Genomic DNA, 24,869 nt, shown 5'->3' on the forward strand with positions numbered 1-24,869 from the left:
TGCGCAACAGTTCTCCAGAAGGTTCCCAAGCTATGGCGGCAGTCACGTGACCGCACGCCCGCCGCCCCGGCCGTCCGCGGCCGCCGTCGCCCGCACCGCCGCGGCCCGCGCCCTCGCCACCGACCCCGCCACCGCAACCGCCACCGCCCCCTCCCCGCCACTGAGCGCCGGGCACCACCCGCGCCACGTGGGGCCTCAGTAAAGTTGAGCGACTGGCACTCATACCTGTTGACGCCCCCCGTCGAGTCGTGCATCCTTGAGCCCGTAAAGCTCAACTCTTCCGTGGAGGTACCTACGATGGCACGCGCGGTCGGCATCGACCTCGGCACGACGAACTCGGTCGTCAGCGTTCTGGAGGGTGGCGAGCCCACCGTCATCACGAACGCCGAGGGCGCTCGGACCACGCCGTCCGTCGTCGCCTTCGCGAAGAACGGCGAGGTCCTGGTCGGCGAGGTGGCCAAGCGCCAGGCGGTCACCAACGTCGACCGCACCATCCGCTCGGTGAAGCGCCACATGGGCACCGGGTGGAAGATCAACATCGACGGCAAGGACTTCAACCCGCAGCAGATCTCGGCCTTCGTGCTGCAGAAGCTGAAGCGCGACGCCGAGGCCTACCTGGGCGAGACCGTCACCGACGCCGTCATCACCGTCCCGGCGTACTTCAACGACTCGGAGCGCCAGGCCACCAAGGAGGCCGGTGAGATCGCGGGCCTCAACGTCCTGCGCATCGTCAACGAGCCGACCGCGGCCGCCCTCGCGTACGGCCTGGACAAGGACGACCAGACCATCCTGGTCTTCGACCTCGGCGGCGGCACCTTCGACGTCTCCCTGCTGGAGATCGGCGACGGGGTCGTCGAGGTGAAGGCCACCAACGGTGACAACCACCTCGGTGGCGACGACTGGGACCAGCGCGTCGTCGACCACCTGGTCAAGGTCTTCCAGTCCGGCCACGGCGTCGACCTGTCCAAGGACAAGATGGCCCTGCAGCGTCTGCGCGAGGCCGCCGAGAAGGCCAAGATCGAGCTGTCCTCGTCCTCCGAGACCTCGATCAACCTGCCGTACATCACGGCCTCCGCCGAGGGCCCGCTGCACCTGGACGAGAAGCTCACCCGCGCCCAGTTCCAGCAGCTGACCGCGGACCTGCTCGAGCGCTGCAAGGTCCCGTTCCACAACGTGATCAAGGACGCCGGCATCTCGCTCTCCGAGATCGACCACGTCGTCCTGGTCGGTGGCTCGACCCGCATGCCCGCCGTCGCCGAGCTCGTCAAGGAGCTGACCGGCGGCCAGGACGCCAACAAGGGCGTCAACCCGGACGAGGTCGTCGCCATCGGCGCCGCGCTCCAGGCCGGTGTCCTCAAGGGCGAGGTCAAGGACGTCCTCCTGCTGGACGTCACCCCGCTGTCCCTCGGCATCGAGACCAAGGGCGGCATCATGACCAAGCTGATCGAGCGCAACACCACGATCCCGACCAAGCGCTCCGAGATCTTCACCACGGCCGAGGACAACCAGCCGTCCGTGCAGATCCAGGTCTACCAGGGCGAGCGCGAGATCGCGGCGTACAACAAGAAGCTCGGGATGTTCGAGCTGACCGGCCTGCCGCCGGCGCCGCGCGGCCTGCCGCAGATCGAGGTCACCTTCGACATCGACGCCAACGGCATCATGCACGTCGGCGCGAAGGACCTCGGCACCGGCAAGGAGCAGAAGATGACCGTCACCGGCGGCTCCTCGCTGCCGAAGGACGAGGTCGACCGCATGCGCCGCGAGGCCGAGCAGTACGCCGAGGACGACCACAAGCGCCGCGAGGCCGTCGAGACCCGCAACTCCGCCGAGCAGCTCGTCTACTCGACCGAGAAGTTCATCGCGGACAACTCCGACAAGCTCCCCGCCGACGTCAAGACCGAGGTCGAGACCGCCATCGGCGAGCTCAAGGAAGCCCTCAAGGGCGAGGACATCGCGAAGATCCGCGAGGCCTCCGAGAAGGTCTCCACCACCGCCCAGAAGCTCGGCCAGGCGCTCTACGCCAACGCCGACGCCGCCGGTGCCGGTGCCGCCGCGGCCGGCGAGTCCACCCACGCCAAGGAGGACGACGTCGTCGACGCCGAGATCGTGGACGACGAGAAGCCCAAGGGCGGTGCGTCGGCATGACGGACAAGCCGCAGGGCGGTAAGCCCGGCGACGACTCCGCCGCCGAGGAAGCCGTGATCAAGGCTGCCGAGGAGGCCGCGGCCGGCGGTGCCGGCGAGGGCTCTGACGAGCTCGCCGCGGCCAAGCGCGAGCTGGCCGAGCGCACCGCTGACCTGCAGCGCCTGCAGGCCGAGTACCAGAACTACCGCAAGCGGGTCGAGCGCGACCGGCTGACAGTCCGCGAGATCGCGGTCTCCAACATCCTGGAGTCCCTGATCCCCGTGCTGGACGACATCGGCCGCGCCCGCGAGCACGGCGAGGTGACGGGCGGCTTCAAGTCCGTCTCCGACTCCCTGGAGATGGTCGTCGCCAAGCTGGGCCTGCAGCAGTTCGGCAAGGAGGGCGAGCCCTTCGACCCGACCCAGCACGAGGCTCTGATGCACAGCTACTCCTCGGACGTCACCGAGGACACCTGCGTGCAGATCCTCCAGCCCGGCTACCGCATCGGCGAGCGGATCATCCGCCCGGCCATGGTCGCCGTCGCCGAGCCCCAGCCCGGCACCCAGACGACGCCCGGCCCGGACGCCGAGGCCAAGTCCGCCGACCCGGACAAGTCCGACGGTGGCTCGGACAGCTGACAACCTGTGACAGCTGACAACCAGTGCGCTGCGGAGTCGTACGCCGGCCAGTACGGCGGCCGACTCCGCAGCGCGCTGTCAACAGCACTTCTTTCGGCTGCTGTTGACAGCGCAGTGACGATGGACATCGGGAGGTGGCGGAAGCCGTGAGCGAGCGCAGCGGGCGAACCATTCTGAAGTGCGTGTACCGCTCCGCGGCTGCCGAGCTCAGCGAGGTGGGCGCATGAGTGGCAAGGACTACGTGGAGAAGGACTACTACAAGGTCCTCGGCGTGCCCAAGGACGCCACCGCCACCGAGATCAAGAAGACCTACCGCAAACTGGCCCGCGAGTTCCACCCCGACGCGAACAAGGGCGACGCCAAGGCCGAGGAGCGCTTCAAGGACATCTCCGAGGCCTACGACGTCCTCTCCGACGAGAAGCGCCGCAAGGAGTACGACGAGGCCCGCAGCCTATTCGCCAACGGCGGGTTCCGCACCGGCGGCCCCGGCACCGGCAGCTACGGCTTCGACTTCGGCGACCTCTTCAGCGGCAACCAGGGCGGCGGGGGCGGCGGCGGAATCGGCGACGTCTTCGGCGGCCTCTTCAACCGCGGCGGTACCCGGCAGGCCCAGCCCCGGCGCGGCGCCGACGTCGAGACCGAAGTGACGCTCTCCTTCGAGGAGGCCGTCGACGGCGCGACCGTGCCGCTGCGGATGACCAGCCAGGCCCCCTGCCGCCTCTGCAACGGCACCGGCGCCAAGTCCGGCACCACCCCGCGGGTCTGCCCGACCTGCGTCGGCGCCGGCACCGTCAGCCGCGGCCAGGGCGCCTTCGCGCTCTCCGAGCCGTGCAAGGACTGCCGCGGCCGCGGCATGATCGTCGACGACCCGTGCCCCGACTGCCACGGCAGCGGCCGGGCCAGCTCCGCCCGCACCATGCAGGTCCGCATCCCGGCCGGCGTCCAGGCCGACCAGCGGATCCGGCTCAAGGGCAAGGGCGCCCAGGGCGAACGCGGCGGCCAGCCCGGCGACCTCTACGTCACCGTGCACGTCGACCCGCACCCGGTCTTCGGGCGCAAGGGCGACAACCTCACCGTCACCGTCCCGGTCACCTTCCCCGAGGCCGCCCTCGGCGCCACCATCGAGGTGCCCACGCTGAACGGCCCCGCCGTGAAGCTCAAGCTCCCCCCGGGCAGCGCCAACGGCCTCACCATGCGCGCCCGCGGCAAGGGCGCCACCCGCAAGGACGGCACCCGCGGCGACCTCCTCGTCACCGTCGAGGTCGTGGTGCCGCAGCACGTCACCGGCGACGCGCTGAACGCGCTGGAGCAGTACCGCGAGGCCACCGCCTCCGACGACCCACGAGCCGCTCTCTTCCGGGCGGCGAAGGGAGCGTGACGACCAGATGTCCCCGAACCCCCTCAACCCGATGAATCCGATGGGCGCCGACGGCCCGATGGACTCCAACGGCCCCATCGGCCCCGGCCTCGGCGAGGGCCTGCCCGGCAACGGCCCCCGTCGGCCCCGCCGCGCCGCCGCCCCGCCGCAGTACGTGCTCACCGAGGACACTCCGGTGTACGTCATCTCGGTCGCCGCCGAACTCTCCGGCCTCCACCCGCAGACCCTGCGCCAGTACGACCGCCTCGGCCTGGTCTGCCCCGACCGCACCGCCGGCCGCGGCCGCCGCTACTCCGCCCGCGACATCCAGCAGCTGCGCGAGGTCCAGCGGCTCTCCCAGGACGAGGGCATCAACCTGGCCGGCATCAAGCGGATCATCGAGCTGGAGAACCAGGTCACCGCCCTCCAGTCCCGCATCACCGAACTGGTCGACTCCCTCGAAGGCGCCGCCACCGCCCTCCAGCAGCGCGAGGCCGCCGTCCACGCCTCCTACCGCCGCGACCTCGTCCCCTACCAGCCCCCCACGCCGCAATCCAGCGCCCTCGTCGTCTGGCGCCCCAAGCGCTGACCCGGGGCCCGGACCGCACCACAGCCGCCGGCTCCCTCCTGTTCGGGGGGTGCCGGCGGCTGGCGTGTGGTGAGAGAGTGGCTGTCCGCTGGACGGTCCTCGCCTACCAGCAGGGTCACACCGAGCCGGTCGAATTCACGTATTCCACGGGCTTCACCAACCATCTTGTCCGGAAAATGGCAAGGAGAGAAAAATGAGCGGCCGGGAACAGGCAGGTCTTCCAGCGAAGGGATCTCGCACCCTGTCACCCGCAGCCCGAGAGCTCTTCCTAGCCATCAGCCAGAGGCGCGGCAGGACGATCCGCAAGGACGATAAATATGCCGCCACAGATGCACTTAAAGAACTGACAGAGATCGGACTACTGGTCCCCGATATCGATGAGCCCGGAACGTTCGTGGCAGTCGACCCCGCACAGCTTTCGATGAGCCTCAGCCTCACTTGGCAGCGACAGGCACTGGATCTACTGTCCCGCGCTATATCGATCCCCACGGATTTCAATGAACTTGCCGAAGGATTTCACTCGCCAAGCCAGATCGGCGGCCCGATCGAATACGTTCGCGGAAAAGCACTCATAAACCAGAGGCTCCGGCAGTCCACCGAAAAGGGACTGGTGGAAGCGCTCGCGATGCAGCCTGGCGGGCCTCGCCCGCCCGAGGTCCTCGCAGCAAGCATCGAGCCCGACCTTGCGGTCCTCCGGCTCGGCGCCAGCATGAGAACCATCTACCACGCGAGCACGCGATATCACCAGCCGACCAGGGACTACGTCACCACCTTGACTGCGGCAGGTTCACAGTTCCGCACCCTGGACGAGCCCTACACCAGACTCATTATCATCGATCGCCGAATAGCTGTAATTCCTGTTGCCGATGACATGGGCCTTGCGGCATTCATATATGATCAATCCGTCATCAAATATCTCGCCGATGAGATATTTGAACGCAACTGGGCCCGCGCACTTGAGTTCGACGGGAATCGGGCAGTTCCACAGGAGGTCGTCTCCAGGCTGCGACAGACGATCATCGAACTACTGCTTGAAGGAACGAACCACCGCGTCATCGCACGCCGTCTGGGTATCAGCGAAAGAACCCTGGCGCGCCACATAGCGGAGATGCGAGACGACTACAACGTGGATTCACTGTTCCAACTGGGCTACGTTCTCGGACGAGCGACCCAAGACGCCCCGATCCAACCGTGAGTCACCAGCCGCACCCGGGCGCCACCGCACTTTCCCGTGACCTGGGGGCGACGAACCTCACGTCCAGTTTATGTCGTTTTGGATGAGTGCAACCGCAGCAATGTGCCCGGAGCTCACGTGTCGTTCCTGAGGGAGCGAGGAGCACACGGCCACCAGCATCGCCGCACCGATGACAACCGGGAGCACGACCCTTCGGACGTGCCGTTGGATGCGAGACATCAGCCAACCACTTCCCTCAAAACCCAGGTATCGAACTAATCATCAGCCATGGAACGCGCACCCCCATAGTGCCGTATGGCCGTGGAGCTACGCCATCCCCCCTGTCGCATGCGTGCGTCATCTCCCTGCCAGGCATCCAGATGCCACCTCGTGAACCTGGACGGGGTGGCGCCATGCGATGGACGATCAGTTCGCTCCCAATGGTCCGGCAAGACGCCACATCTTGCCAATGTACCGTCAAATGACCAGCCGTTCACCAAACATCGGCATTACGCCGCAGAGCAGCCCAAATCCAACGCATTCGCCGACGCACTCTCCCCTGGTCGGCCTTCCCCCGGAGTCGACATGACCGAGCCCTACCTGCGTCACAACGACAGCCAGGCCCCTGAGGGTCGGCGTGCACGTGTGTTCCTGGCCGCGCCGCTGATGCGGCTGACCGGCCCCGCGGACAGCGTGGTGACGCTCGCCAGCCGGACGCGGCTGACGACGCTCCGCACCACCCTGCTCCGCAGCGGTGCCGCCGTGTACAGCGCGCACCACAGCGACGCCTGGACCGTCGCCGGCCGGGCGCCCGAGCCCCGGGTCCCCTCCGACTTCCGAGCGCTGCAGTCCGCGGACCTGGTGTTCGCCTACGTCGGTGCCCCGCTCTCGGCCGGCGTCAGCCTCGAACTCGGTTGGGCGTCGGCGCTGCGGAAGCCGATCGTCCTGCTCGTCGACGAGGCCATCACCCACAACCCGCTGATCGCCACCATCGAGCAGGTCGCCCCCGTCCTGCCGCTGGTCTTCGACGACACCTGGTCCCAGGAGGCCCTCCACCACACCGTGGAGACCGCCCTGGACTGGGCCGGCATGGCGCTCTCCCTCCGCGAGGGCTTCTGGACCGCCCCCGGCGACCGCTTCAACGTCCCCCGGCAGCAGACCGCCCTCCCCGGCTACTGGCCGACCGGCGCCGCCACCGGCTGAGCCGAACTCACCCACCGGACTCCCCCGTCCGGGCTCCCGCATGTGCCAGCCGAGCTGGAACAGGGTCTCGGCGTCGTACAGCTCGCGCAGGCGGGCGATGTGGCCGGCCACGGTGCGCTCGCTGAGGCCGAGGCGCGTGGCGACGGCGCGCTGGGTGAGGCCTCGGGCGAGGAGGCGGGCGATCTGGTCGCGGGTGTCCGGATCGGGTGAACCGTCCGTCATGGAATTCCAGTCGACGGTGTCGGACTGGTGCCACAGTTGCTCGAAGGCGTCCACGATGAACGCCACCGTCGGCGGGTCGTCGACGATGGCGGCCCTGCTGTTGTCCGGGGCGGCGGGGATGACGGCGACGGTGCGGTCGAAGACCATGAAGCGTTTGAACGGCCGGTCCAGCACTCGTATCCCGCAGCCGAGTCGGGTGGCCGCCGCCGCGTAGGCCACTGCCGGGGCGTCGGTGCGGGCGCCGCGCTCGAACAGGCAGCGAATGGCGCCACCGCGTTCGAGGTAGCGGCGGGTGCGGACCAGGGATTCGGCCAGCTGGCCGGCGTCACGGCTGACACCCGGCTGTGCACTCAGCGCCTCACTGGCGAACTCCCGGGTCAGTTGCTCGACTTCGTGGCGGATCTCGGCCTTGTCCGTGATGATCCTGGCGCTGCCGCGGCCGGGATAGCAGCGGGGTGCGGTGTCGTAGGCACGGGTGAGGTCGCGCAGTTGCTCGGGGATCTGGTCGGCTTCGGCCAGCAGTCGGGCGCCCGCCCTGCGGATGTCGGCACTGATCCGTTCGGCGACCGACCGGGGATCGACCGCACTGTACGCGTTATCCACCAACTGCGGTACCAGAAGGCCGAGTTCAACCAGCTGTCCGAGCGCCTCCCGGTCCGTCGGGCCGATGTCGGCGGCGCGGACGTGGCCGCCCTCGCGGAGGATTGCGAGGTAGAGCTCGCGGGCGGTGGGGTCGGGGAGGGCGGCGGGGTCAGCCATGGCGGTCTCCGCGGAGGTGCCAGCCGAGGTGGAAGAGGGTCTGGGCGCCGTAGCGGTCGCGGAGGCGGGAGATGTGGCCGGCGACGGTGCGTTCGCTGAGGCCGAGGCGGGTGGCGACGGCGCGTTGGGTGAGGCCACGGGCGAGGAGGTGGCCGATGCGGACGGTGGTGGGGTGGGGGGCGCCGAGGTGGTGGTCGGCGGGGGTGGCGCGGGCCCAGTCGCGGTGGAAGTGGGCCACCAGGTGGGCGACGGTGGCGGGGTCGGTGAGGACGGCGACGCAGTTGTGGTCCTCGGCGGCGGGGATGACGGCCACCGAGCGGTCGAAGACCAGCATCCGCTCGTACGGTTCGGCCAGCACCCGGGTCTGGGCGCCCTGGCGGCTGCGGAGGCCGATCTGGTGCAGCACGGCGGGGTCGTCGAGGGTGGCGGGCTGGTAGAGGGTGCGTGTGGTGCAGCCGCGGCGGAGCAGGGAGAGGTCCTGGCCGAGGGTCAGTTGGAGGAGTTCGGCGGGGCGGGGGCCGGGCTGGGCGGAGAGGAACTCCTCCTTGCAGTCGGCGAGGAGTTCGGTGAGGCGTCGGCGGATGGCGGTGTGGCCGTCGATCCGGGTGGCGGGGAGGGACCCGTCGTCGAGTTCTCCGCCGGCCGGGCCGCCCGACCGGCGGAGCGCCTCGTAGGCGTGGGAGAGCGGCAGGAGGGCGCCCGGGAGCCGTTCGGCGTGCACGAGCAGCCGGGTGGCGCGGAGCCGGAGTTCGGCGCCGAGCCGGTCCCCGAGGGCGCGCGGGTTGGCGGCGGTGTAGCCGGTGGCGGTGGGGGTGAGGAGGCCGCGGGCGACGAGGGCGGCGACGGTGGGCCGGTCGGCGGGGGCGAGGTCCTCGTGGCGCAGCCGGCCGCCGCCGCGGACGGCGGCGAGGTAGAGGTCGCGTTCGGCGGGGCCGGGTTCATCGGTCATCGCGGGCGCCTCTCATCAGCCAGCCGAGCTGGAAGAGGGTCTGGGCGCCGTAGCGGTCGCGGAGGCGGGAGATGTGGCCGGCGACGGTGCGTTCGCTGAGGCCGAGGCGGGTGGCGACGGCGCGTTGGGTGAGGCCGCGGGCGAGCAGGCGGCCGACCCGGTCGGGGATGGTGCGGGCGGGGCCCTGGCCGAGGGCGGCGGCGGCTTCGGCGGTGTCGGCGCGGGCCCAGTCGCGTTCGAAGCCGGCGATCAGGAAGGCGAGGGAGGCCGGGTCGCTGATGAAGGCGGCGGTGCTGTTGTCGTCGTTGGCGGAGATGACGGCGACGCTGCGGTCGAAGACGATCAGCCGCTGGAAGGGCTCGTCGAGGACCCGGATCTGCGAGCCGTGCCGGGTGACCTGCTCGGCGTAGGCGATGGCGGGTGGTTCGGCGAGCGCGACCGGCTGGTAGACGGTGCGCAGCGAGCAGCCGCGCTGGAGGAGTTGGACGTCCTGGGCGAGGGCGACCTGCAGGGTGTCGGCGGGCCGGTGGCCCGGTTGGGCGGTGAGGACCTCGGAGCGGCAGTCGGAGACCAGTTGGGAGATCCGCTGGCGGATGTGGACGTGGCCCTCGACGTAGACGGCGCCGCCGGCGCGGCCGGACGGGCGGGGCATCGCGTCGTAGGCGCGGGTGAGGCCGTCGAGGGCGCCGGGGAGGTTCTCGGCGCGGACCAGCAGCCGGGTGGCCTCGCTGCGGAGTTCGGCGCCGAGGCGGTCGCTGACGGACCGCGGGCTGACGGCGGTGTAGCAGCGGTCCAGCCGGTTGGCCATGACCAGGCCGATGTCGAGGAGTTGGCGGAGCGCGGTCCGCTCGGCGTCGGTGATGTCGGCGAACGGGATGCGGCCGCCTCCGGCGATGATCGCCAGGTAGAGCTGTCGGGCGGCCTCGTCGGGTTCCTCGCCCTCGGGTCCCGCCTGGTGCGGCGCGTCCGCCGGTTCCGCCGTCACGTCGTAACTCTCCCTGCCGGACGCTCTCCCCTGTTGCCTCCCCGCCGGTACGCGCGCGCCGTGGCGGTGCACGGTCCGCGGGTGCCGGTGGCCGGGCGTCTCACGCTACCCGGCCGGACGGCGGGCCCCCGGGTCCGGTGCCGTCGCACACGGGCTCCCGGGGGCCGCCGTCGTACGCCAATGCCAGGGCGATTCCGTCGAGGCGGAGCAGCAACGCCTCGCCGGATCCGGCCCGGGTTCCATCACCACACATGGATCCCGGCCGGCGCTCTTCCCCCCCGTTCCACGGCCGCGGGATGTTGCACCCGCGGTCAGTTCTGAAGAGCGGATCACCACCATCGGGCTGCGGTGCCCGGACGGCCTGGCGTGCCTCCACCTTCACAGCGTGACGGCCGGTGGACAAGTGCCGCCAGAGTGCAGGTTCACGCAATTGCAACTTCCCGCATCCCGTCGTGGGCCCGGGGGCGTGGGCGGCGGGCAGGATTCCGGTAAAGGTCGAGGCCAGCGGGGGGCGGGGGCGGTGGGCGGCGATTGGCGGTGCACCGTCATCCCATAGCTGCGCGTTCCTGCAACGGCCGCGTGCTCATGAGCAGCGAGGACCGTCCGGCGAGAACCGCCCGGCGGGGTCCACCGCTGAGCCGGGCCCGTGCCGGCCCGGTTCAGCGCGCCAGCAGCCGCCCGCGCACCAGCCCGGCGGCCGTACCGCCCGCCGCCAGCACCCAGGCGGTGCCGAGCAGCAGGTAGAGCCCGACGGTCAGGGCGGTGAAGCCGCCGAAGCCGGTGTGCTTGGCGAGCGCGGCGGAGCCGGTGACACAGGTGCCGATCGGGAAGGTGTACGCCCACCAGGTCATCGCGAAGGGCATCCCGGCCCGCCGGGCGCGCAGGTTCGCGGTGAGCGCGACGGCCAGCCAGAGCATCGCGACGCCGATCACCGCGACGCCGTACAGCTCGGCCAGCGGCAGCAGGACGGGGGCCAGCGCGGGCAGCACCGGGCGGGCCGCGTCGGCGAGCTGGTGGATCGCGGTGACGGACTGGCCGAGCGGGCCGAGCACCAGGAACAGCGCGGGGGTGAGCGCCAGGGTGGGCAGCTTGCTGTGGAACAGCCCGGTGAACACCACCGGCAGCAGCACCAGGGTGGCCAGCAGGCCGACCCCGAACAGCGCCCAGCAGCCGTACAGCAGGGTCTGCTGGGGCGTTCCGGCGGGCAGGTGCGGGACGAGGGCCGGGCCGCAGGCGGAGGCGACCAGCGGGGCGACCACGGGCAGCAGCCAGGTCGGGTTGGCCTCCAGGGCGGACACCCGGTGCCGGGTGATCATCAGGTACGGGATGCCGGCCGCGACGGTCAGCGCGTAGAGCGTGCCGACGCCCCACAGCACGGCGTCGACGGCGACGGCCGGGCCGGTGCCGATGACCCGCGAGCCGAGCAGCAGGGTGCCGAGCCCGACCGCCAGCAGCGCCATCGGCGGACAGCCGTAGAAGACGGCGGTGGCCGGGTTGTCCAGCAGCTGGGTCCGGGCCGCCTCGCGGTGCCGGGTGAGGTGCACCAGCCGGGCGCCGGCCAGCACCAGCAGGGCGGCCGCTCCGAGCGCCCACATGACCTCGCCGAAGCCGATCAGGCCGGGCAGCCGGACCGGCAGGGCGGCGGCACCGTTGGCCACGATCGCGGTGCCCATCACGGCGGCGTACCAGTTGGGGCCGAGCTGGGAGAGGTCGAAGCGGGAGAGCCGGGAGCCGGCGGCGGGGATCGCGGGGATGGCCTGAACGCCGGTGGAGCCGGCGGGAACGGCCGGGGCGGCGGTGGAGTCGGCGGGGGCTGCGGGGCGGCGGGCGAGTGGACGGACATCGGCCGAGATGGACATGGATCCACCGTCGCCGAGCGGCCCACCCTCCGGTAGCGCCGCGGATTCTATGAGGGCATAGCCTGAACCTATGCCCCTCTCCCCGCACGTCCCCGAACTGGGTGCCCTGGAACTGCTGCTCTCGGTGGCCCGGCTCGGCAGCGTCGGCCGGGCGGCGGCCGAGCTGGGGGTGAGCCAGCCGACCGCGAGCGCCCGGATCAAGGGCATGGAGCGGCAGATCGGCGTCCCGCTGCTGGAGCGCTCGCCCCGGGGCAGCCGGCCGACCGAGGCGGGCCGGCTGGTGGTCGAGTGGGCCAGGCAGGTGGTGGAGGCGGCGCAGGCGCTGGACGCCGGGATCGACGCGCTGCGCGAGCGGCGGGACGCCAAGCTGCGGGTGGTGGCCAGTCTGACCGTCGCCGAGTACCTGATGCCGGGCTGGCTGCTGGCGCTCTCCGAGGCCAGTCCGGGGACGGCGGTGACGCTGCGGACGGCCAACTCGGCGGAGGTCGCCGGGCACGTGCTCGCCGGGGACGCCGACCTCGGCTTCGTCGAGGGCCCGTCCACCCCGCCCGGGCTGGGCGGTGCCGTGGTGGCGGCGGACCGGCTGGTGGTCGTGGTGGCGCCCAACCACCGGTGGGCCCGCCGCCGCACCCCGCTGACCGGGACGGAGCTGGCGGCCACCCCGCTGGTGCTGCGCGAACCGGGCTCGGGCACCCGGGAGGTGCTGGAGATGGCGCTGACTCCGTACGGGGGCGCGGTGCCGCCCCGGATGGAGCTGGCCTCGTCCACGGCGCTGAAGGCGGCGGCGATGACCGGGGCGGGGCCGGTCTGCCTGAGCGAGCTGGCGGTGGTGGAGGAGCTGGCCACCCGGCGGCTGGTGGAGGTGCCGCTGGCGGAGGAGCTGGACCTCCGGCGGCCGCTGCGGGCGGTGTGGCCGGCCGGGCAGCGGCCCGGCGGGCCGGCCCGGGAGCTGCTGGGGCTGACCCGGCACCGCCCCGGCCGGTCCCCGAGGCGGAAGGCCTGAGCGGCGGGGCCGACACGGAAGGCCCGGCGGCCGAAAAGACTTCGGCAAAAAGTTGAGCGGAATACACTCAACTTAGTGCATGCTGTATGTAGCAGTACTGAAGGACGACGAGGGAGGATCCCCCAGCAGTGGACGCGAGCAAGTTCACCACCAAGACGCAGGACGCCCTGTCCGCCGCGATCCGGCAGGCGGGCGCGGTCGGCAACCCGGACGTCAAGCCGGTGCACATCCTGATCGCCCTGCTGGAGCAGCCCGAGGGCATCGCCCGGCCCCTGCTGGAGGCGGTCGGGGTGAACGCGGCCCGGATCGACGCCGAGGCGCGCCGCCAGCTGACCGCGCTGCCCAGCGCGATGGGCTCGACGGTCGCCGCCCCCCAGCTCGCCCGGGACACCCTGGCAGTGCTCACCGAGGCCGGCAGGCGCGCGGACGACCTGGACGACCAGTACGTCTCCACCGAGCACCTGCTGGTGGGCCTGGCCGCCGAGGGCGGGGCCGTCGCGGAGCTGCTGGTGCAGCAGGGCGCGACGCCCAAGGCGCTGCTGGCCGCCTTCAAGGACGTACGGGGCAGCGGAAAGGTCACCTCGCCGGATCCGGAGGGGACGTACAAGGCCCTGGAGAAGTACGGCACCGACCTCACCCAGGCCGCCAGGGACGGCAAGCTCGACCCGGTGATCGGCCGTGACCACGAGATCCGCCGGGTGGTCCAGGTGCTCTCCCGCCGGACGAAGAACAATCCGGTGCTGATCGGCGAGCCCGGCGTCGGCAAGACGGCCGTGGTCGAGGGACTGGCCCAGCGCATCGTGGCCGGGGACGTCCCGGAGTCGCTGCGCGGCAAGCGGCTGGTCGCGCTGGACCTCAGCGCGATGGTCGCGGGCGCCAAGTTCCGCGGCGAGTTCGAGGAGCGGCTGAAGGCCGTCCTGAACGACATCAAGTCCTCCGACGGCCAGGTCGTCACCTTCATCGACGAACTGCACACCATGGTCGGCGCGGGCGCCGGCGGAGACTCCGCGATGGACGCCGGCAACATGCTCAAGCCGATGCTGGCCCGCGGCGAGCTGCGGATGGTCGGCGCCACCACGCTGGACGAGTACCGCGAGCGGATCGAGAAGGACCCGGCCCTGGAGCGCCGCTTCCAGCAGGTGCTGGTCGGCGAGCCCAGCGTGGAGGACTCGATCGCCATCCTGCGCGGCCTCAAGGGCCGGTACGAGGCACACCACAAGGTGCAGATCGCGGACGCCGCCCTGGTCGCCGCGGCCACCCTGTCCAACCGCTACATCACCTCCCGCTTCCTGCCCGACAAGGCGATCGACCTGGTCGACGAGGCGGCCTCCCGGCTGCGGATGGAGATCGACTCCTCCCCGGTGGAGATCGACGAACTCCAGCGCGCCGTCGACCGGTTGCGGATGGAGGAGCTGGCCCTGGAGAAGGAGTCGGACCCTGCCTCGGTCGACCGGCTGGCCCGCCTGCGGCGCGATCTCGCCGACCGGAACGAGCAGTTGAGCGTGCTGACGGCCCGCTGGGAGCAGGAGAAGAAGAGCCTCAACCGGGTCGGCGAGCTCAAGGAGCGGCTGGACGACCTGCACGGAGCGCTCGAACGGGCCCAGCGCGACGGGGACTTCGAGCGGGCGTCCAAGCTGATGTACGCCGAGATCCCGGCCGCCGAGACGGAGCTCATCGAGGCCCAGGAGCGCGCCGCGAACACCGAGCCTGGGGCCGCCTCCGCCTCGATGGTCAAGGAGGAGGTCGGCCCGGACGACGTGGCCGACGTGGTCGCCTCCTGGACGGGCATCCCGGCCGGTCGGCTGCTGGAGGGCGAGAGCGCCAAACTCCTGCGCATGGAGGACGAGTTGGGCCGGCGCCTGATCGGCCAGGCGGAGGCCGTGCAGGCCGTATCGGACGCGGTGCGCCGCACCCGTTCGGGCATCGCCGACCCGGACCGCCCGACCGGCTCCTTCCTGTTCCTCGGCCCGACCGGCGTCGGCAAGACCGAACTCGCCAAGGCCCTGGCCGACTTCCTGTTCGACGACGAGCGGGCGATGGTCCGGATCGACATGAGCGAGTACGGCGAGAAGCACTCGGTCTCCCGGCTGGTCGGCGCCCCGCCCGGGTACATCGGCTACGAGGAGGGCGGCCAGCTCACCGAGGCGGTCCGCCGCCGCCCGTACAGCGTGGTGCTGCTGGACGAGGTGGAGAAGGCCCACCCGGAGGTCTTCGACGTGCTGCTCCAGGTGCTCGACGACGGCCGGCTCACCGACGGCCAGGGCCGCACGGTGGACTTCCGCAACGCGATCCTGATCCTCACCTCCAACCTGGGCTCCCACTACCTGGTGGACCCGGCCACCCCGGAGGACAAGAAGAAGGCCCTGGTGCTGGACTCCGTCCGGGCCGCGTTCAAGCCGGAGTTCCTCAACCGGCTGGACGACATCGTGGTCTTCGACCCGCTGGGCACCGCCGAGCTCAGCCGGATCGTCGACCTCCAGGTGGCCCGCCTCGGCGAGCGGCTGCGCGAGCGCCGGCTCACCCTGGAGGTCTCCGCCGCCGCCCGCGACTGGCTGGCGCTCACCGGGTACGACCCGGCGTACGGCGCCCGCCCGCTGCGCCGGCTGGTGCAGTCCGCGATCGGCGACCAGCTGGCCCGGGCGATCCTCTCCGGGCAGGTGCACGACGGGGACACCGTGCTGGTCGAGCGGGACGACGAGGGCGACCGGCTCACCGTCCGTAGCCGGGGGCCGCTGGAGAAGTAGGCACCGGTGTCCGGGCCGCCTCCCCGCTCGCGCGAGGGGGCGGCCCGTGCCGCGCCCTGGCCCGCTGGTCCGCTGGTCCGCTGGTCCGCTGGTCCGCTGGTCCGCTGGTCCGCCCTACCCCGCCGTTGTCGCCGCCGCGCCCTACCCCGCCGTACCGCGCTGCTGCCGCCGGGAGCGGTCCCGCCAGGCCCGCGCCAGCCGGTGCAGCTCGGCCCCCTGGGACTCCGGCAGGTTCCAGGTCTGGGTGAGCAGCCGCAGGGTGGACACCCGAGGGCAGGACACCCCCCGCTCCAGGTCGCGGATCGACCGCACACTCAGCCCCGACACCTCGCCCAGTCGCTCCTGCGTCATCCCCCGGTCCAGCCGGATGTTCCGCAGCAGCGCCCCGAGCGACGCGCCCTCCCCGGTCACCGTACGCTCCATCCCTGATCCCCCCATCGGTCCAAATCACCTCAACTCACCCGGGGCAAAAGGGTTTTGCCAACGGCGAGTTCCGTCGCACGCTAACCGCATCCGGCCCGCGCGGCAGCCGAACCCGGCCGCCGGGCGCGTGACTTGGCTCACCCACCCGCCCGGGACCCGACAGTCCGGTCGGACCCCGCGCACCCCGGCCGACGGCGACCTCCGCACGCCCCCGCAGGAAGATCGACGCGCCCCCCGGCACCCCTGTGAGCGAAGCCCCCGATGAGGCAGGATGGGAGGTGGAAAGGGCGGCCTCTCATTGCCGGCCACCACGTGCACTGAGGAAGAGGACCCCCATGAGCATCGACCCGTCGTCCATCCCGTCGTTCGGCGCACCCCAGGGCGGCCAGCCCGGCGGCCAGGGCGGCCGGCCGGCCGGCCCTCCGCCGATCATCGTCCCGGACCAGGCCCTGGTCACCCAGCTGCTCGACCAGATGCAGCTCAAGCACGTCGTGGACGAGGAGGGCGACCTCACCGCCCCCTGGGAGGGCTTCCGCGTCTACTACATGTTCCGCGGCGAGCAGAAGGAGCTCTTCGCGGTGCGCGCCTTCTACGACCGCTCGTACCCGCTGGAGAAGAAGGGCGAGATCCTCGACCTGATCGACGAGTGGAACCGCGAGACCCTCTGGCCCAAGGTGTACACCCACACCCACGAGGACGGCGTGGTCCGCCTGATCGGCGAGGCCCAGATGATCGTCGGCACCGGCGTCAACCTGGACTACTTCGTCACCACCACCGCGAACTGGACCCAGGCCGCGGTCGGCTTCGAGCAGTGGATCGTCGAGCGCCTCGGGCTGCAGAACGAGATCGAGGGCGAGGACGGCGAGGGCGAGGACGGCGAGGAGGCCTGATCCCGGCCCCGGCGCGCACCCCTGCGGCCCGGTCCCCGGCACGGCCGGGCGCCGGGCCGTTCGCGTTTCCGTACCCCCCGCACCGCCGGACCGTCCTTGTCGCCCGCCCCCGGCTGCCCCAGGATGGCCCTGACGACGAGCCGTGAGGAGCCACCGATGGGTACCAGGCCGCTGCTGAACCGCCGACTGGTCGGGATGGGCACGACGATCTTCGCCGAGATGTCCGCCCTGGCCACCGCCACCGGCTCGATCAACCTCGGCCAGGGCTTCCCGGACACCGACGGGCCCGAGGAGGTCCGCGAGGCCGCCGTACGGGCCCTGCGCGAGGGCCGCGGCAACCAGTACCCGCCCGGCCCCGGCGTCCCCGAGCTGCGCACCGCCGTCGCCGAGCACCAGCAGCGCTTCCACGGCCTGTCGTACGACCCGGACACCGAGGTGCTGGTCACCGCCGGCGCCACCGAGGCCATCGCCGCCGCCCTGCTCGCCCTGCTGGAGCCCGGCGACGAGGTGATCGCCCTCGAACCCTTCTACGACTCCTATGCCGCGTGCATCGCCATGGCCGGTGCCACCCGCCGCCCGCTCACCCTCCGGGCCCCGCACTTCCGCCCCGACCTGGACGAGCTGCGCGCCCTGATCACCCCGCGCACCCGGCTGCTGCTGATCAACACCCCGCACAACCCCACCGGCACCGTCCTGACCCCCGAGGAGCTGGCCGCCATCGCCGCCCTCGCCGTCGAGCACGACCTGCTGGTGGTCACCGACGAGGTCTACGAGCACCTGGTCTTCGGCGCCACCCACCACCCGCTCGCCGCCCTCCCCGGCATGCGCGAGCGCACCGTCACCATCTCCTCGGCCGGCAAGACCTTCTCCTTCACCGGCTGGAAGGTCGGCTGGGTCACCGGGAGCCCCGCCCTGGTCTCCGCCGTCCGCACCGCCAAGCAGTACCTCACCTACGTCAGCGCCGGCCCCTTCCAGTACGCCGTCGCCGAGGCGCTCCGCCTCCCCGACAGCTACTTCGACACCCTGCGCACCGACCTGTGCCGCAAGCGCGACCTGCTGCTCGACGGCCTCACCGCGGCCGGCTTCCGAGCCTTCACCCCCGAGGGCACCTACTTCGTCACCACCGACATCACCCCCCTCGGCGAGAAGGACGGCGTCGAGTTCTGCCGCGGCCTCCCCGAGCGCTGCGGTGTGGTCGCCATCCCCAACGCCGTCTTCTACGACGACCCCGACGCGGGCCGCAGCCAGGTGCGCTTCGCCTTCTGCAAGAAGGACGAGGTGCTCACCGAGGCCGTCACCCGCCTGCGGCGGCTCTGACCGACCACACGGTGGAAGAGCGCGCTCAGCCGCCCGGGCCGCCGGACCGGCCTCGTGGGCGAAGACCACCGCCTGGGCACGTCAGACCCCTGCGGCCGCACCGAGCAGACGGACGGCCAGCCGCCGCTGGGCGACGACGAGCACCCGGAACACCGGCAGCAGGATCGCCAGGGTGAGCAGCCCGACCCCGAGGTGCGCGGCCCGCGCGCCGACGAGCGTCGGAGCGCCACTGGCCCGGCTCACGTCCCGCCCCACCCCTCCGGTGGGCAGCACCCCCGGGCCAGGACGTCGGCCCACAGCGCCCCGGTGAGCAGACCTGCGAGGACCTGCAGCGGCAGGGCCACCAGCCCGACCGGCAGTGCCGCGACGGCGTACGCCGAGCTGCGCCAGTCGCAGCTTGCGCGAAGCCAACCTTCCTATGCAGCAAGCGACTTGGCGATGAGCCCGGAATGCGCGGCGAGTGCCATGAGGTGTTTCTCCCTGCGGGGCGGTTCCGCGAACCCTCCGCCGCCGGCCCGACCCAATGGCCTTTTCACCACGAAGAGTTGGCGATCACATCGTCCGGCACAGGTGCCGGACGAGCGCCGTGACGTAGCACGCCGGCGCGACCACCGGCAGGCCGTCGCCACCCATAGCCCGGCGGTGGGGCGGTTTGTGCAAAGGGGTCGGGTGCACCAGGGGTGCGGTACGCGCAGGCGGCGCTCGGAGAGGTTTCGCGCGCCCCCCATTGGGTGGGTCCAATTCTGGCCCGGCTGCCGTGCCGATCGGCTCTCAACTTCCATGGGCGACAGGCTTCTTTGCTGCCGTTGAGGCAAACCGGGCGACCCGTCCGGCACGCCGGGGCGGCCGTCCGCGCCCGGCGTGTCGAGGGCGGCGGCGCATGTAGCGCGCGAACAGCGCACTACCGGCGCACACGGCGCACGGGCCGGTTGCAGGGGCGCGCGCTGTGCAGAGTCGCACACCGGGTCGATCAGAGCCGGGAAGCAGGTGTGCTCGAAACGGTGAATGCTTGACAAAGTTGGGTAAATCACCGACGGACCCGGCGTATTCATGCTTCTCTGCTGCTGAATCTCCAGCCGGAATCCTTCCTTCCACGGTCGGCCGCGCCCAGGGCCGCACAGCCACGAACAGCCTCGCCATCGGCCCAGGCCTACTCGATGCTGCTCGGCGGGCGCGCACGGAGCTGAAACGCGGAGCCGAGCATGCTCACCACACTGCAGACCTCCTACACGGACACCCGCGCCGGTGACCTCGCCTGGTGCCTCGGCGGCGAGCCGCTGCCCGCTCTCGCCGTCCGCGACCTGAGACTCGACACCGACCGCCCCGGCACCTCCGGCACCCTCCAGCTGCGGTTGCTGGGCGCCTCGCACCAGGTGGTGATCTCGGCCGGCCCCGGCGAGTGCCTGGAGACCGTCGCCTGCCTGCCCGGCCGCCGCACCCCGCTACCCGCCCGGGTGGCCAAGCAGGTCGGCGGCTGGGAGTACGAGTTCGCCGCCCGGATCGAGGCCCTGCCGCCGCACGACTTCGCGGCCCGCGCCCAGGAACTGCTGGCCCTGGTCGAAGGGCACCCGCGCGGCCTCGCCGGAGTCTTCCCGGGGGACCCGAGCGCCTTCACCGCGCTCGTCACCCAGGGCGGTACGGACCGGCTGCTCTGGCGGACCTGGCACGCCTACCCGCAGGAGGGGCAGCTGGTCTGCACCCGCTCCTCGCTGGTGGTGTCGAGGGCGTGACCACCGACGGACCGGGCGCCCAGAGCCAGGGCGGCATCGCCGATCGGGTCATACACCACCCGGCACAAGCCTATGAATCGCACGCAGGAACGATTCGTCAATCCGACGGCCCTCGCTGTCCGCCGGATGGGCGCAGCGATCCGTCCCGCACGTCCCCTAGCGTTTGTTCGTGATCAACCATCCGGCCGGTCCGCCCGCACGCCCGCGAGTGGACCTCGACGACGGCACCCCACCCCGGCCCGGGCGAAGCCTCACCCCCCTGCCCACCCGCCGTCGATCCCGGCTGCGCTCCCGCCCCCGGCTCGCCCGGCTGACCGTCCTGCTGGCCGCCTTCGTCTGCGCGGCCTGCGGACTCGTCTACGAACTCGAACTCGTCGCGCTCGGCGACTACCTGCTCGGGGACGCCGTCACCCAGACGTCCGTCGTGCTCTCCGTCATGGTGTTCGCGATGGGTCTCGGCTCCCTGCTCGCCAAACGGCTCACCAGCCGGCCCGCCACCGCCTTCGCCCTGGTCGAATGCGCCCTCGCGCTCACCGGGGGACTCTCCGTCCTCGCCCTCTACTCCTGCTGGGCCTGGATCGGCCGCTACCAGGCCGCGATGGTCGGCCTCACCTGCCTGATCGGCATCCTGATCGGCGCCGAGATCCCCCTGCTGATGACCCTCATCCAGCGGATCCGGCGCGAGGACGCCGGCCGTGCCGTCGCCGACCTGTTCGCCGCCGACTACGTCGGCGCGCTGATCGGCGGCCTCGCCTTCCCGTTCCTCATCCTCCCCCTCCTCGGCCCCGGCGACGGCGCGCTGCTCACCGGGGCCGTCAACACCGTCGCCGGGGCGGCCGTGGCGCTCTGGCTGTTCCGCGAGGAACCCGCCCCCCGGATACGACGGCTGCTCTGGGCCGGCTGCACCCTCGTCCTCGCCCTGCTCGCGGCCGCCGCCGTCGGCTCCGACGCGATCGAACGCGCCGCCCGGCACGCCCTCTACGGCGACCAGGTCCGCTACGCCACCCGCAGTCGCTACCAGGAGATCGTGCTCACCGGCCCCGCCGAAGGCCCGCTCCGGCTCTACCTGGACGGACGGCTCGCGGTCTGCGGGCCCGACGAGTACCGGGGCAACGAAGCCCTCGTGCACCCCGCCATGGCCGCCGGGCCGGACACCCGGGTCCTGCTGCTCGGCGGTGGCGACGGCCTCGCCCTGCGGGAGGTGCTGAAGCACCGGGGCGTTCGCAGCGTCCGGCTGGTCGACGCCGACCCGGCACTCCCCCGCCTCGCCCGCACCGACCGCGGGCTCGCCGCCCTCGGCGACCACTCCCTGGACGACCCCCGGGTCCGCACCGCCGCAGCCGACCCGATGGCCTGGCTGCGCGGCGCCCCCGACGAGGAGTACGACGTGGTGCTCGCCGACCTGCCCGCACCCTCGGACGGCGGACCGGTCAAGTTCCACTCCCAGGAGTTCTACGGCCTCGCCGCCCGGCTGCTGGCCCCCGGCGGTCGGATCGCCGTCCGCGCCGGAGGAAACAGCGGGAACAGCGAGGTCAACGACGGGAAGGGCGAGGTCAACGGCGGGAACGGCGGGGCCGACGACGGCCTCTGGCGGATCGAGTCGGGCCTCCGGGCAGCCGGACTGCGGACCACCCCGTACGCAGTCCCGGGCAGCGCCACCGCCGACTGCCGCCCCGACCCGCCGGACACCGCCCAGGACTTCCTGCTCGCCGCCGCCACCCCGCCCCCGCTCGCCCTCGCCCCCGACGCCCCATCACCCCGCGCCCTCACCCCCGACGCCCTCCACGCCTCCAGCACCCGCCTCACCGCCCTCCGCCCGCCCCACCCCCCGGCCCCACTCACCCTCCTGAGCCCCCGCTGACGGGACCGCCCGAGGTGGGTCTGGCAGCGGAGGGAGGCCGGTGCGGCGGGTGGACACCCCCGGCGGGGTTCGGGGTGGGTGGCGTGGGGCGCAGGGGTGTGGAGGGCGCTGGTGGGGTGGGGAAAGTCGGGCGGTGGTGGGTAGGGACCGGGCCGGGTGCAGTCGGTAGGCTCCGTGGCATGGAGCATGAGGTTGTCGTCCCGATGTCCGCAGAGCTGGTGCGGCAGGCCCTGCAGGATCCCGCGCTGCTGGCGCGGAGTGTGCCGGGGCTGAGCACCGAGCCGGCCGCGGTCGGGGCCGGGCTTGCGGAGGAGATCGGCGGGCGGCTGAAGCTGCGGATCGGCGGCTCCACGATCACCTACAAGGGTGTGCTGTCGCTGATCGAAGGCCGGGGCGGCGTGCTGACCGTACTCGCCGAGGGGCAGGAGGCCCGGGGCGACGGCGAGGCGACCGCCACCGTGCGGGTCAGCGTCGCGGAGGGCGCCGAGGACGGCACCGCGACGATCCGCTTCACCGGCGACCTGAGCGCCACCGGCCGGCTGACCGAGTTCGACGCCGAGACCCTCGACGCCACCGGTCGCCGCCTGCTGGAGCGCTTCGCCGCCGCGCTCACCTCCCCGGACGCCCCGGTCGAGGGCGACGAGGAGCCCGCCGACGGGACGACGGACGAGGCCGGGGACGCGGCCGACACCGACAACGACACCGACACCGACACGGACGCCGAGATCGTCTTCATCGAGGACCGCCAGGACCAGCCCGGCGACGACCTGGACGACGACCTCTCGGACCTGATCGCCTTCTCCGACGCCGACGCCGAGCGCTTCGGCCTCCCCACCGGCTCGGCCGCCGACGACGAGGACGACGCGGACGACGTCGACGAGCACGACGAGGCGGACGCCGGCGACGGCGGCCCCCAGGACGGGGTGGCCGAGGAGCTCCCGGTCGAGCCGCTCTTCGCCTACGAGGACGAGCCCGAGCTCAGCGGCCCGGTCCGCCGCAGCATCGTCGGCCGTTCGGCCGAGGAGGTGGACCACGCCCCGCCGCGGGGCCGCTACGCCCCGGCGCTGCCGGCCCGCAGCGCGCGGGCCCGAGCGGCGTCCCGCTGGGGCGGCGAGGTCGGCGGCATCGTGGTGCCGGGTGCGGGTGGCCGCAGCGCGGTGCCGTGGGTGATCGGCGGCTCGGTGGCCCTGCTGGGCGGCGCCGTGGTGCTGGTCAGGGCACTGCGACGACGCTAGGCCCTGTCCGGCCGACAGGACCTCGTCGCGAGCACCCCCCGAGCGTTCAGGCCCTAGACTGAACGCTCATGAGCAACGACCGCGACGCCCTGCTGGCACAGATCAAGGACAAGGCCGTCGTGCACGGCAAGGTCACCCTCTCCTCCGGCAAGGAGGCCGACTACTACGTCGACCTGCGCCGGATCACGCTGGACGGCGAGGCCGCCCCGCTGGTCGGCCGGGTGATGCTGGACGCGACCTCGCACCTGGAGTACGACGCCGTCGGCGGTCTGACCCTGGGTGCCGACCCGGTGGCCGCCTCGATGCTGCACGCTGCCGCCGCGCGCGGACGGAAGCTGGACGCCTTCGTGGTCCGCAAGGCGGGCAAGGCGCACGGCCTGCAGCGTCGGATCGAGGGCCCCGAGGTGAAGGGCCGCCGGGTGCTGGCGGTCGAGGACACCTCCACCACCGGCGGCTCGGTGCTGACCGCCGTCGAGGCGCTGCGCGAGGCGGGCGCCGAGGTGGTCGGCGTCGCGGTGATCGTCGAGCGCGGTGGCGCGGCCGCCGTCGAGGAGCAGGGCCTGGCGTACGTGACCGCGTACACCCTGGACGACCTGGGCCTCTGACCTGTACGGAGACTCCGGACAGCACGAAGGGCCGGGCCCTGTTTCACGTGAAACCACGTGGAACGGGGCCCGGCCCTCTGTCGTGAACGCCGTGGAGGCCGTCGACGCTGCGCAGACCGTGAACGCTGCGAAGGCCGTCGAGGCCGCAGCAGGGGTCTCAGCCGCGCCGGTGCCGCCCGCTGCCGCTCTGCGCCACGTCGGCGGCAGGGGTCTCGACCAGGCCGGCCTTCTTCTTCCGGCGCTCCCGCATGACCTCGACCAGGATCGGCGAGATCGACAGCAGCACGATCAGCAGCACCGCCGGGATCAGGTACTTGTCGATCACCGGGGCGAGGGCGTCGCCGAAGAAGTAGCCGATCAGCAGCATGGACTCGGTCCACAGCACGCCGCCGATGACGTTCCAGACGAAGAAGGTCCGGGCGGGCATCTCCAGGGTGCCGGCCACCGGGTTCAGGAAGGTCCGGATGATCGGCATGAAGCGGGCCAGTACCACGGCCTTGCCCGAGCCGAACTTGTTGAAGTACTCCTCCGCCTTCACCACGTACTCGCGGCGGAAGATCTTCGAGTCGGGCTTGTCGAACATCCTCGGTCCGACCTTGGCCCCGATCAGGTGCCCGAGCTGGGCTCCGGCGACCGCCGCGATCGGGCAGCCGACGAGCAGCACCGCGATCGGCAGCTTCGCGCCGTCGCCGAGCACCGAGGAGGCCGCGTTCGAGGCGGCGACGCCCGCCAGGATCAACAGCGAGTCGCCCGGGAAGAAGAAGCCGACCAGCAGGCCGGTCTCCGCGAAGATGATCGCGATCAGCCCGATGGCGCCGAGGGACGAGATCAGGGATTTGGCGTCGAGCAGATTGACGGCCAGCTGGTTGTAGTCCACGGGCGCAGGATAGCGGGCGTACCTTTCCGGCGACTTCCGGCCAAGCCCCGCGGGCCCGGTCCGGGCGGGCCGACGGGTTCCGGCCGAGCCGTCCCCTGCGACGTCCCGACAGGCGGGCTCCTGCTGACCTGCGGGCACGAGTCTGGGAAGATGGCCCAGGCGTCCGGTCCGCGGCGGCCCACCACCCTCAGGGCCCTACCGCGGAGGTCGCCTCGAACCTTGGTGCCGGAGAGCCACACCGCAGCGCCGCGCGTCGGCGGGCCGGCACGGAGTCGTCACGAAGGCGTACACAGCGTCGGACAGCACCGTCCGTACGCCGCAACCC

21 protein-coding genes are annotated in these 24,869 nt (G+C 72.1%); 14 read left to right on the forward strand and 7 right to left on the reverse strand.

Features of this window, described 5'->3' with window-relative positions; all coding sequences use genetic code 11:
• Nucleotides 1-46 precede the first annotated feature (46 nt).
• From ACZ7BZ_RS03525 to ACZ7BZ_RS03550, 6 genes are all read left to right on the forward strand, one after another.
• Nucleotides 47-202, forward strand: coding sequence for a hypothetical protein (locus tag ACZ7BZ_RS03525; protein ID WP_470356929.1), 156 nt, complete (start codon nucleotides 47-49; stop codon nucleotides 200-202).
• Between the two features lie 95 nt (nucleotides 203-297).
• A complete protein-coding gene (gene dnaK, locus ACZ7BZ_RS03530; RefSeq protein ID WP_350506620.1) occupies nucleotides 298-2,145 on the forward strand; it encodes a molecular chaperone DnaK in 1,848 nt (615 codons plus the stop codon).
• Nucleotides 2,142-2,762, forward strand: coding sequence for a nucleotide exchange factor GrpE (gene grpE, locus ACZ7BZ_RS03535; protein ID WP_380454264.1), 621 nt, complete (start codon nucleotides 2,142-2,144; stop codon nucleotides 2,760-2,762). The genes dnaK and grpE overlap by 4 nt, the downstream gene beginning before the upstream one ends.
• A gap of 223 nt (nucleotides 2,763-2,985) precedes the next feature.
• Entirely contained in the window at nucleotides 2,986-4,140 is a 1,155-nt protein-coding gene (gene dnaJ, locus ACZ7BZ_RS03540; RefSeq protein ID WP_380454262.1) for a molecular chaperone DnaJ, read from the forward strand.
• Between the two features lie 58 nt (nucleotides 4,141-4,198).
• Nucleotides 4,199-4,708, forward strand: coding sequence for a heat shock protein transcriptional repressor HspR (locus tag ACZ7BZ_RS03545; RefSeq protein ID WP_465740029.1), 510 nt, complete (start codon nucleotides 4,199-4,201; stop codon nucleotides 4,706-4,708).
• A 193-nt stretch (nucleotides 4,709-4,901) separates the two neighbouring features.
• Nucleotides 4,902-5,903, forward strand: a complete 1,002-nt coding sequence (locus ACZ7BZ_RS03550) for a helix-turn-helix domain-containing protein (RefSeq protein WP_470356930.1) — start codon at nucleotides 4,902-4,904, stop codon at nucleotides 5,901-5,903.
• Between the two features lie 456 nt (nucleotides 5,904-6,359).
• On the opposite strand, the gene ACZ7BZ_RS03555 is transcribed toward ACZ7BZ_RS03550, so the two are convergent.
• The 4 genes from ACZ7BZ_RS03555 to ACZ7BZ_RS03570 form a co-directional block, all read right to left on the reverse strand.
• Nucleotides 6,360-8,066, reverse strand: a complete 1,707-nt coding sequence (locus ACZ7BZ_RS03555) for a helix-turn-helix transcriptional regulator (protein WP_470356931.1) — start codon at nucleotides 8,064-8,066, stop codon at nucleotides 6,360-6,362.
• Nucleotides 8,059-9,015, reverse strand: a complete 957-nt coding sequence (locus ACZ7BZ_RS03560; protein WP_470356932.1) for a helix-turn-helix transcriptional regulator — start codon at nucleotides 9,013-9,015, stop codon at nucleotides 8,059-8,061. Before ACZ7BZ_RS03560 ends, ACZ7BZ_RS03555 begins: the two co-directional genes overlap by 8 nt.
• Entirely contained in the window at nucleotides 9,005-10,000 is a 996-nt protein-coding gene (locus tag ACZ7BZ_RS03565; RefSeq protein ID WP_380454250.1) for a LuxR family transcriptional regulator, read from the reverse strand. Before ACZ7BZ_RS03565 ends, ACZ7BZ_RS03560 begins: the two co-directional genes overlap by 11 nt.
• A 659-nt stretch (nucleotides 10,001-10,659) precedes the next feature.
• Nucleotides 10,660-11,859 carry a TDT family transporter gene (locus ACZ7BZ_RS03570; RefSeq protein WP_470356933.1) on the reverse strand — a complete coding sequence of 400 codons (1,200 nt, stop codon included), beginning with the start codon at nucleotides 11,857-11,859 and terminating at the stop codon, nucleotides 10,660-10,662.
• A gap of 70 nt (nucleotides 11,860-11,929) precedes the next feature.
• Here ACZ7BZ_RS03570 and ACZ7BZ_RS03575 point away from each other — a divergent pair, with 70 nt between their 5' ends.
• Both ACZ7BZ_RS03575 and clpB read left to right on the forward strand, forming a co-directional pair.
• Entirely contained in the window at nucleotides 11,930-12,862 is a 933-nt protein-coding gene (locus ACZ7BZ_RS03575; protein ID WP_470356934.1) for a LysR family transcriptional regulator, read from the forward strand.
• A gap of 128 nt (nucleotides 12,863-12,990) precedes the next feature.
• Nucleotides 12,991-15,606, forward strand: coding sequence for an ATP-dependent chaperone ClpB (clpB, locus tag ACZ7BZ_RS03580; RefSeq protein ID WP_470356935.1), 2,616 nt, complete (start codon nucleotides 12,991-12,993; stop codon nucleotides 15,604-15,606).
• A gap of 141 nt (nucleotides 15,607-15,747) precedes the next feature.
• On the opposite strand, the gene ACZ7BZ_RS03585 is transcribed toward clpB, so the two are convergent.
• Nucleotides 15,748-16,029, reverse strand: a complete 282-nt coding sequence (locus ACZ7BZ_RS03585; protein ID WP_465739801.1) for a helix-turn-helix domain-containing protein — start codon at nucleotides 16,027-16,029, stop codon at nucleotides 15,748-15,750.
• Nucleotides 16,030-16,364: 335 nt separating this feature from the next.
• On the opposite strand from ACZ7BZ_RS03585, the gene ACZ7BZ_RS03590 reads away from it, so the two are divergent.
• Complete coding sequence (locus ACZ7BZ_RS03590; RefSeq protein ID WP_380454241.1) at nucleotides 16,365-16,919, forward strand: type III secretion system chaperone family protein; 555 nt, start codon at nucleotides 16,365-16,367, stop codon at nucleotides 16,917-16,919.
• Nucleotides 16,920-17,075: 156 nt separating this feature from the next.
• The gene (locus ACZ7BZ_RS03595; RefSeq protein WP_470356936.1) at nucleotides 17,076-18,236 is read left to right on the forward strand and encodes a pyridoxal phosphate-dependent aminotransferase; all 1,161 of its coding nucleotides are present in this window, start codon (nucleotides 17,076-17,078) and stop codon (nucleotides 18,234-18,236) included.
• An 81-nt stretch (nucleotides 18,237-18,317) separates the two neighbouring features.
• Here ACZ7BZ_RS03595 and ACZ7BZ_RS03600 read toward each other — a convergent pair whose 3' ends face one another.
• A complete protein-coding gene (locus ACZ7BZ_RS03600) occupies nucleotides 18,318-18,479 on the reverse strand; it encodes a hypothetical protein (RefSeq protein WP_470356937.1) in 162 nt (53 codons plus the stop codon).
• A gap of 959 nt (nucleotides 18,480-19,438) precedes the next feature.
• On the opposite strand from ACZ7BZ_RS03600, the gene ACZ7BZ_RS03605 reads away from it, so the two are divergent.
• From ACZ7BZ_RS03605 to pyrE, 4 genes are all read left to right on the forward strand, one after another.
• The gene (locus ACZ7BZ_RS03605) at nucleotides 19,439-19,966 is read left to right on the forward strand and encodes a DUF2617 family protein (protein WP_465739804.1); all 528 of its coding nucleotides are present in this window, start codon (nucleotides 19,439-19,441) and stop codon (nucleotides 19,964-19,966) included.
• 169 nt (nucleotides 19,967-20,135) lie between these two features.
• Complete coding sequence (locus tag ACZ7BZ_RS03610; RefSeq protein WP_470356938.1) at nucleotides 20,136-21,827, forward strand: polyamine aminopropyltransferase; 1,692 nt, start codon at nucleotides 20,136-20,138, stop codon at nucleotides 21,825-21,827.
• Between the two features lie 179 nt (nucleotides 21,828-22,006).
• A complete protein-coding gene (locus ACZ7BZ_RS03615) occupies nucleotides 22,007-23,062 on the forward strand; it encodes an SRPBCC family protein (RefSeq protein ID WP_470356939.1) in 1,056 nt (351 codons plus the stop codon).
• 68 nt (nucleotides 23,063-23,130) lie between these two features.
• The gene (pyrE, locus tag ACZ7BZ_RS03620; RefSeq protein WP_470356940.1) at nucleotides 23,131-23,667 is read left to right on the forward strand and encodes an orotate phosphoribosyltransferase; all 537 of its coding nucleotides are present in this window, start codon (nucleotides 23,131-23,133) and stop codon (nucleotides 23,665-23,667) included.
• Between the two features lie 157 nt (nucleotides 23,668-23,824).
• Here pyrE and ACZ7BZ_RS03625 read toward each other — a convergent pair whose 3' ends face one another.
• Nucleotides 23,825-24,544: a DedA family protein gene (locus ACZ7BZ_RS03625; protein WP_380454231.1), complete on the reverse strand. Its 720-nt coding sequence runs from the start codon at nucleotides 24,542-24,544 to the stop codon at nucleotides 23,825-23,827.
• Nucleotides 24,545-24,869: the final 325 nt, after the last annotated feature.

Source organism: Kitasatospora sp. NPDC036934, from assembly GCF_055608425.1.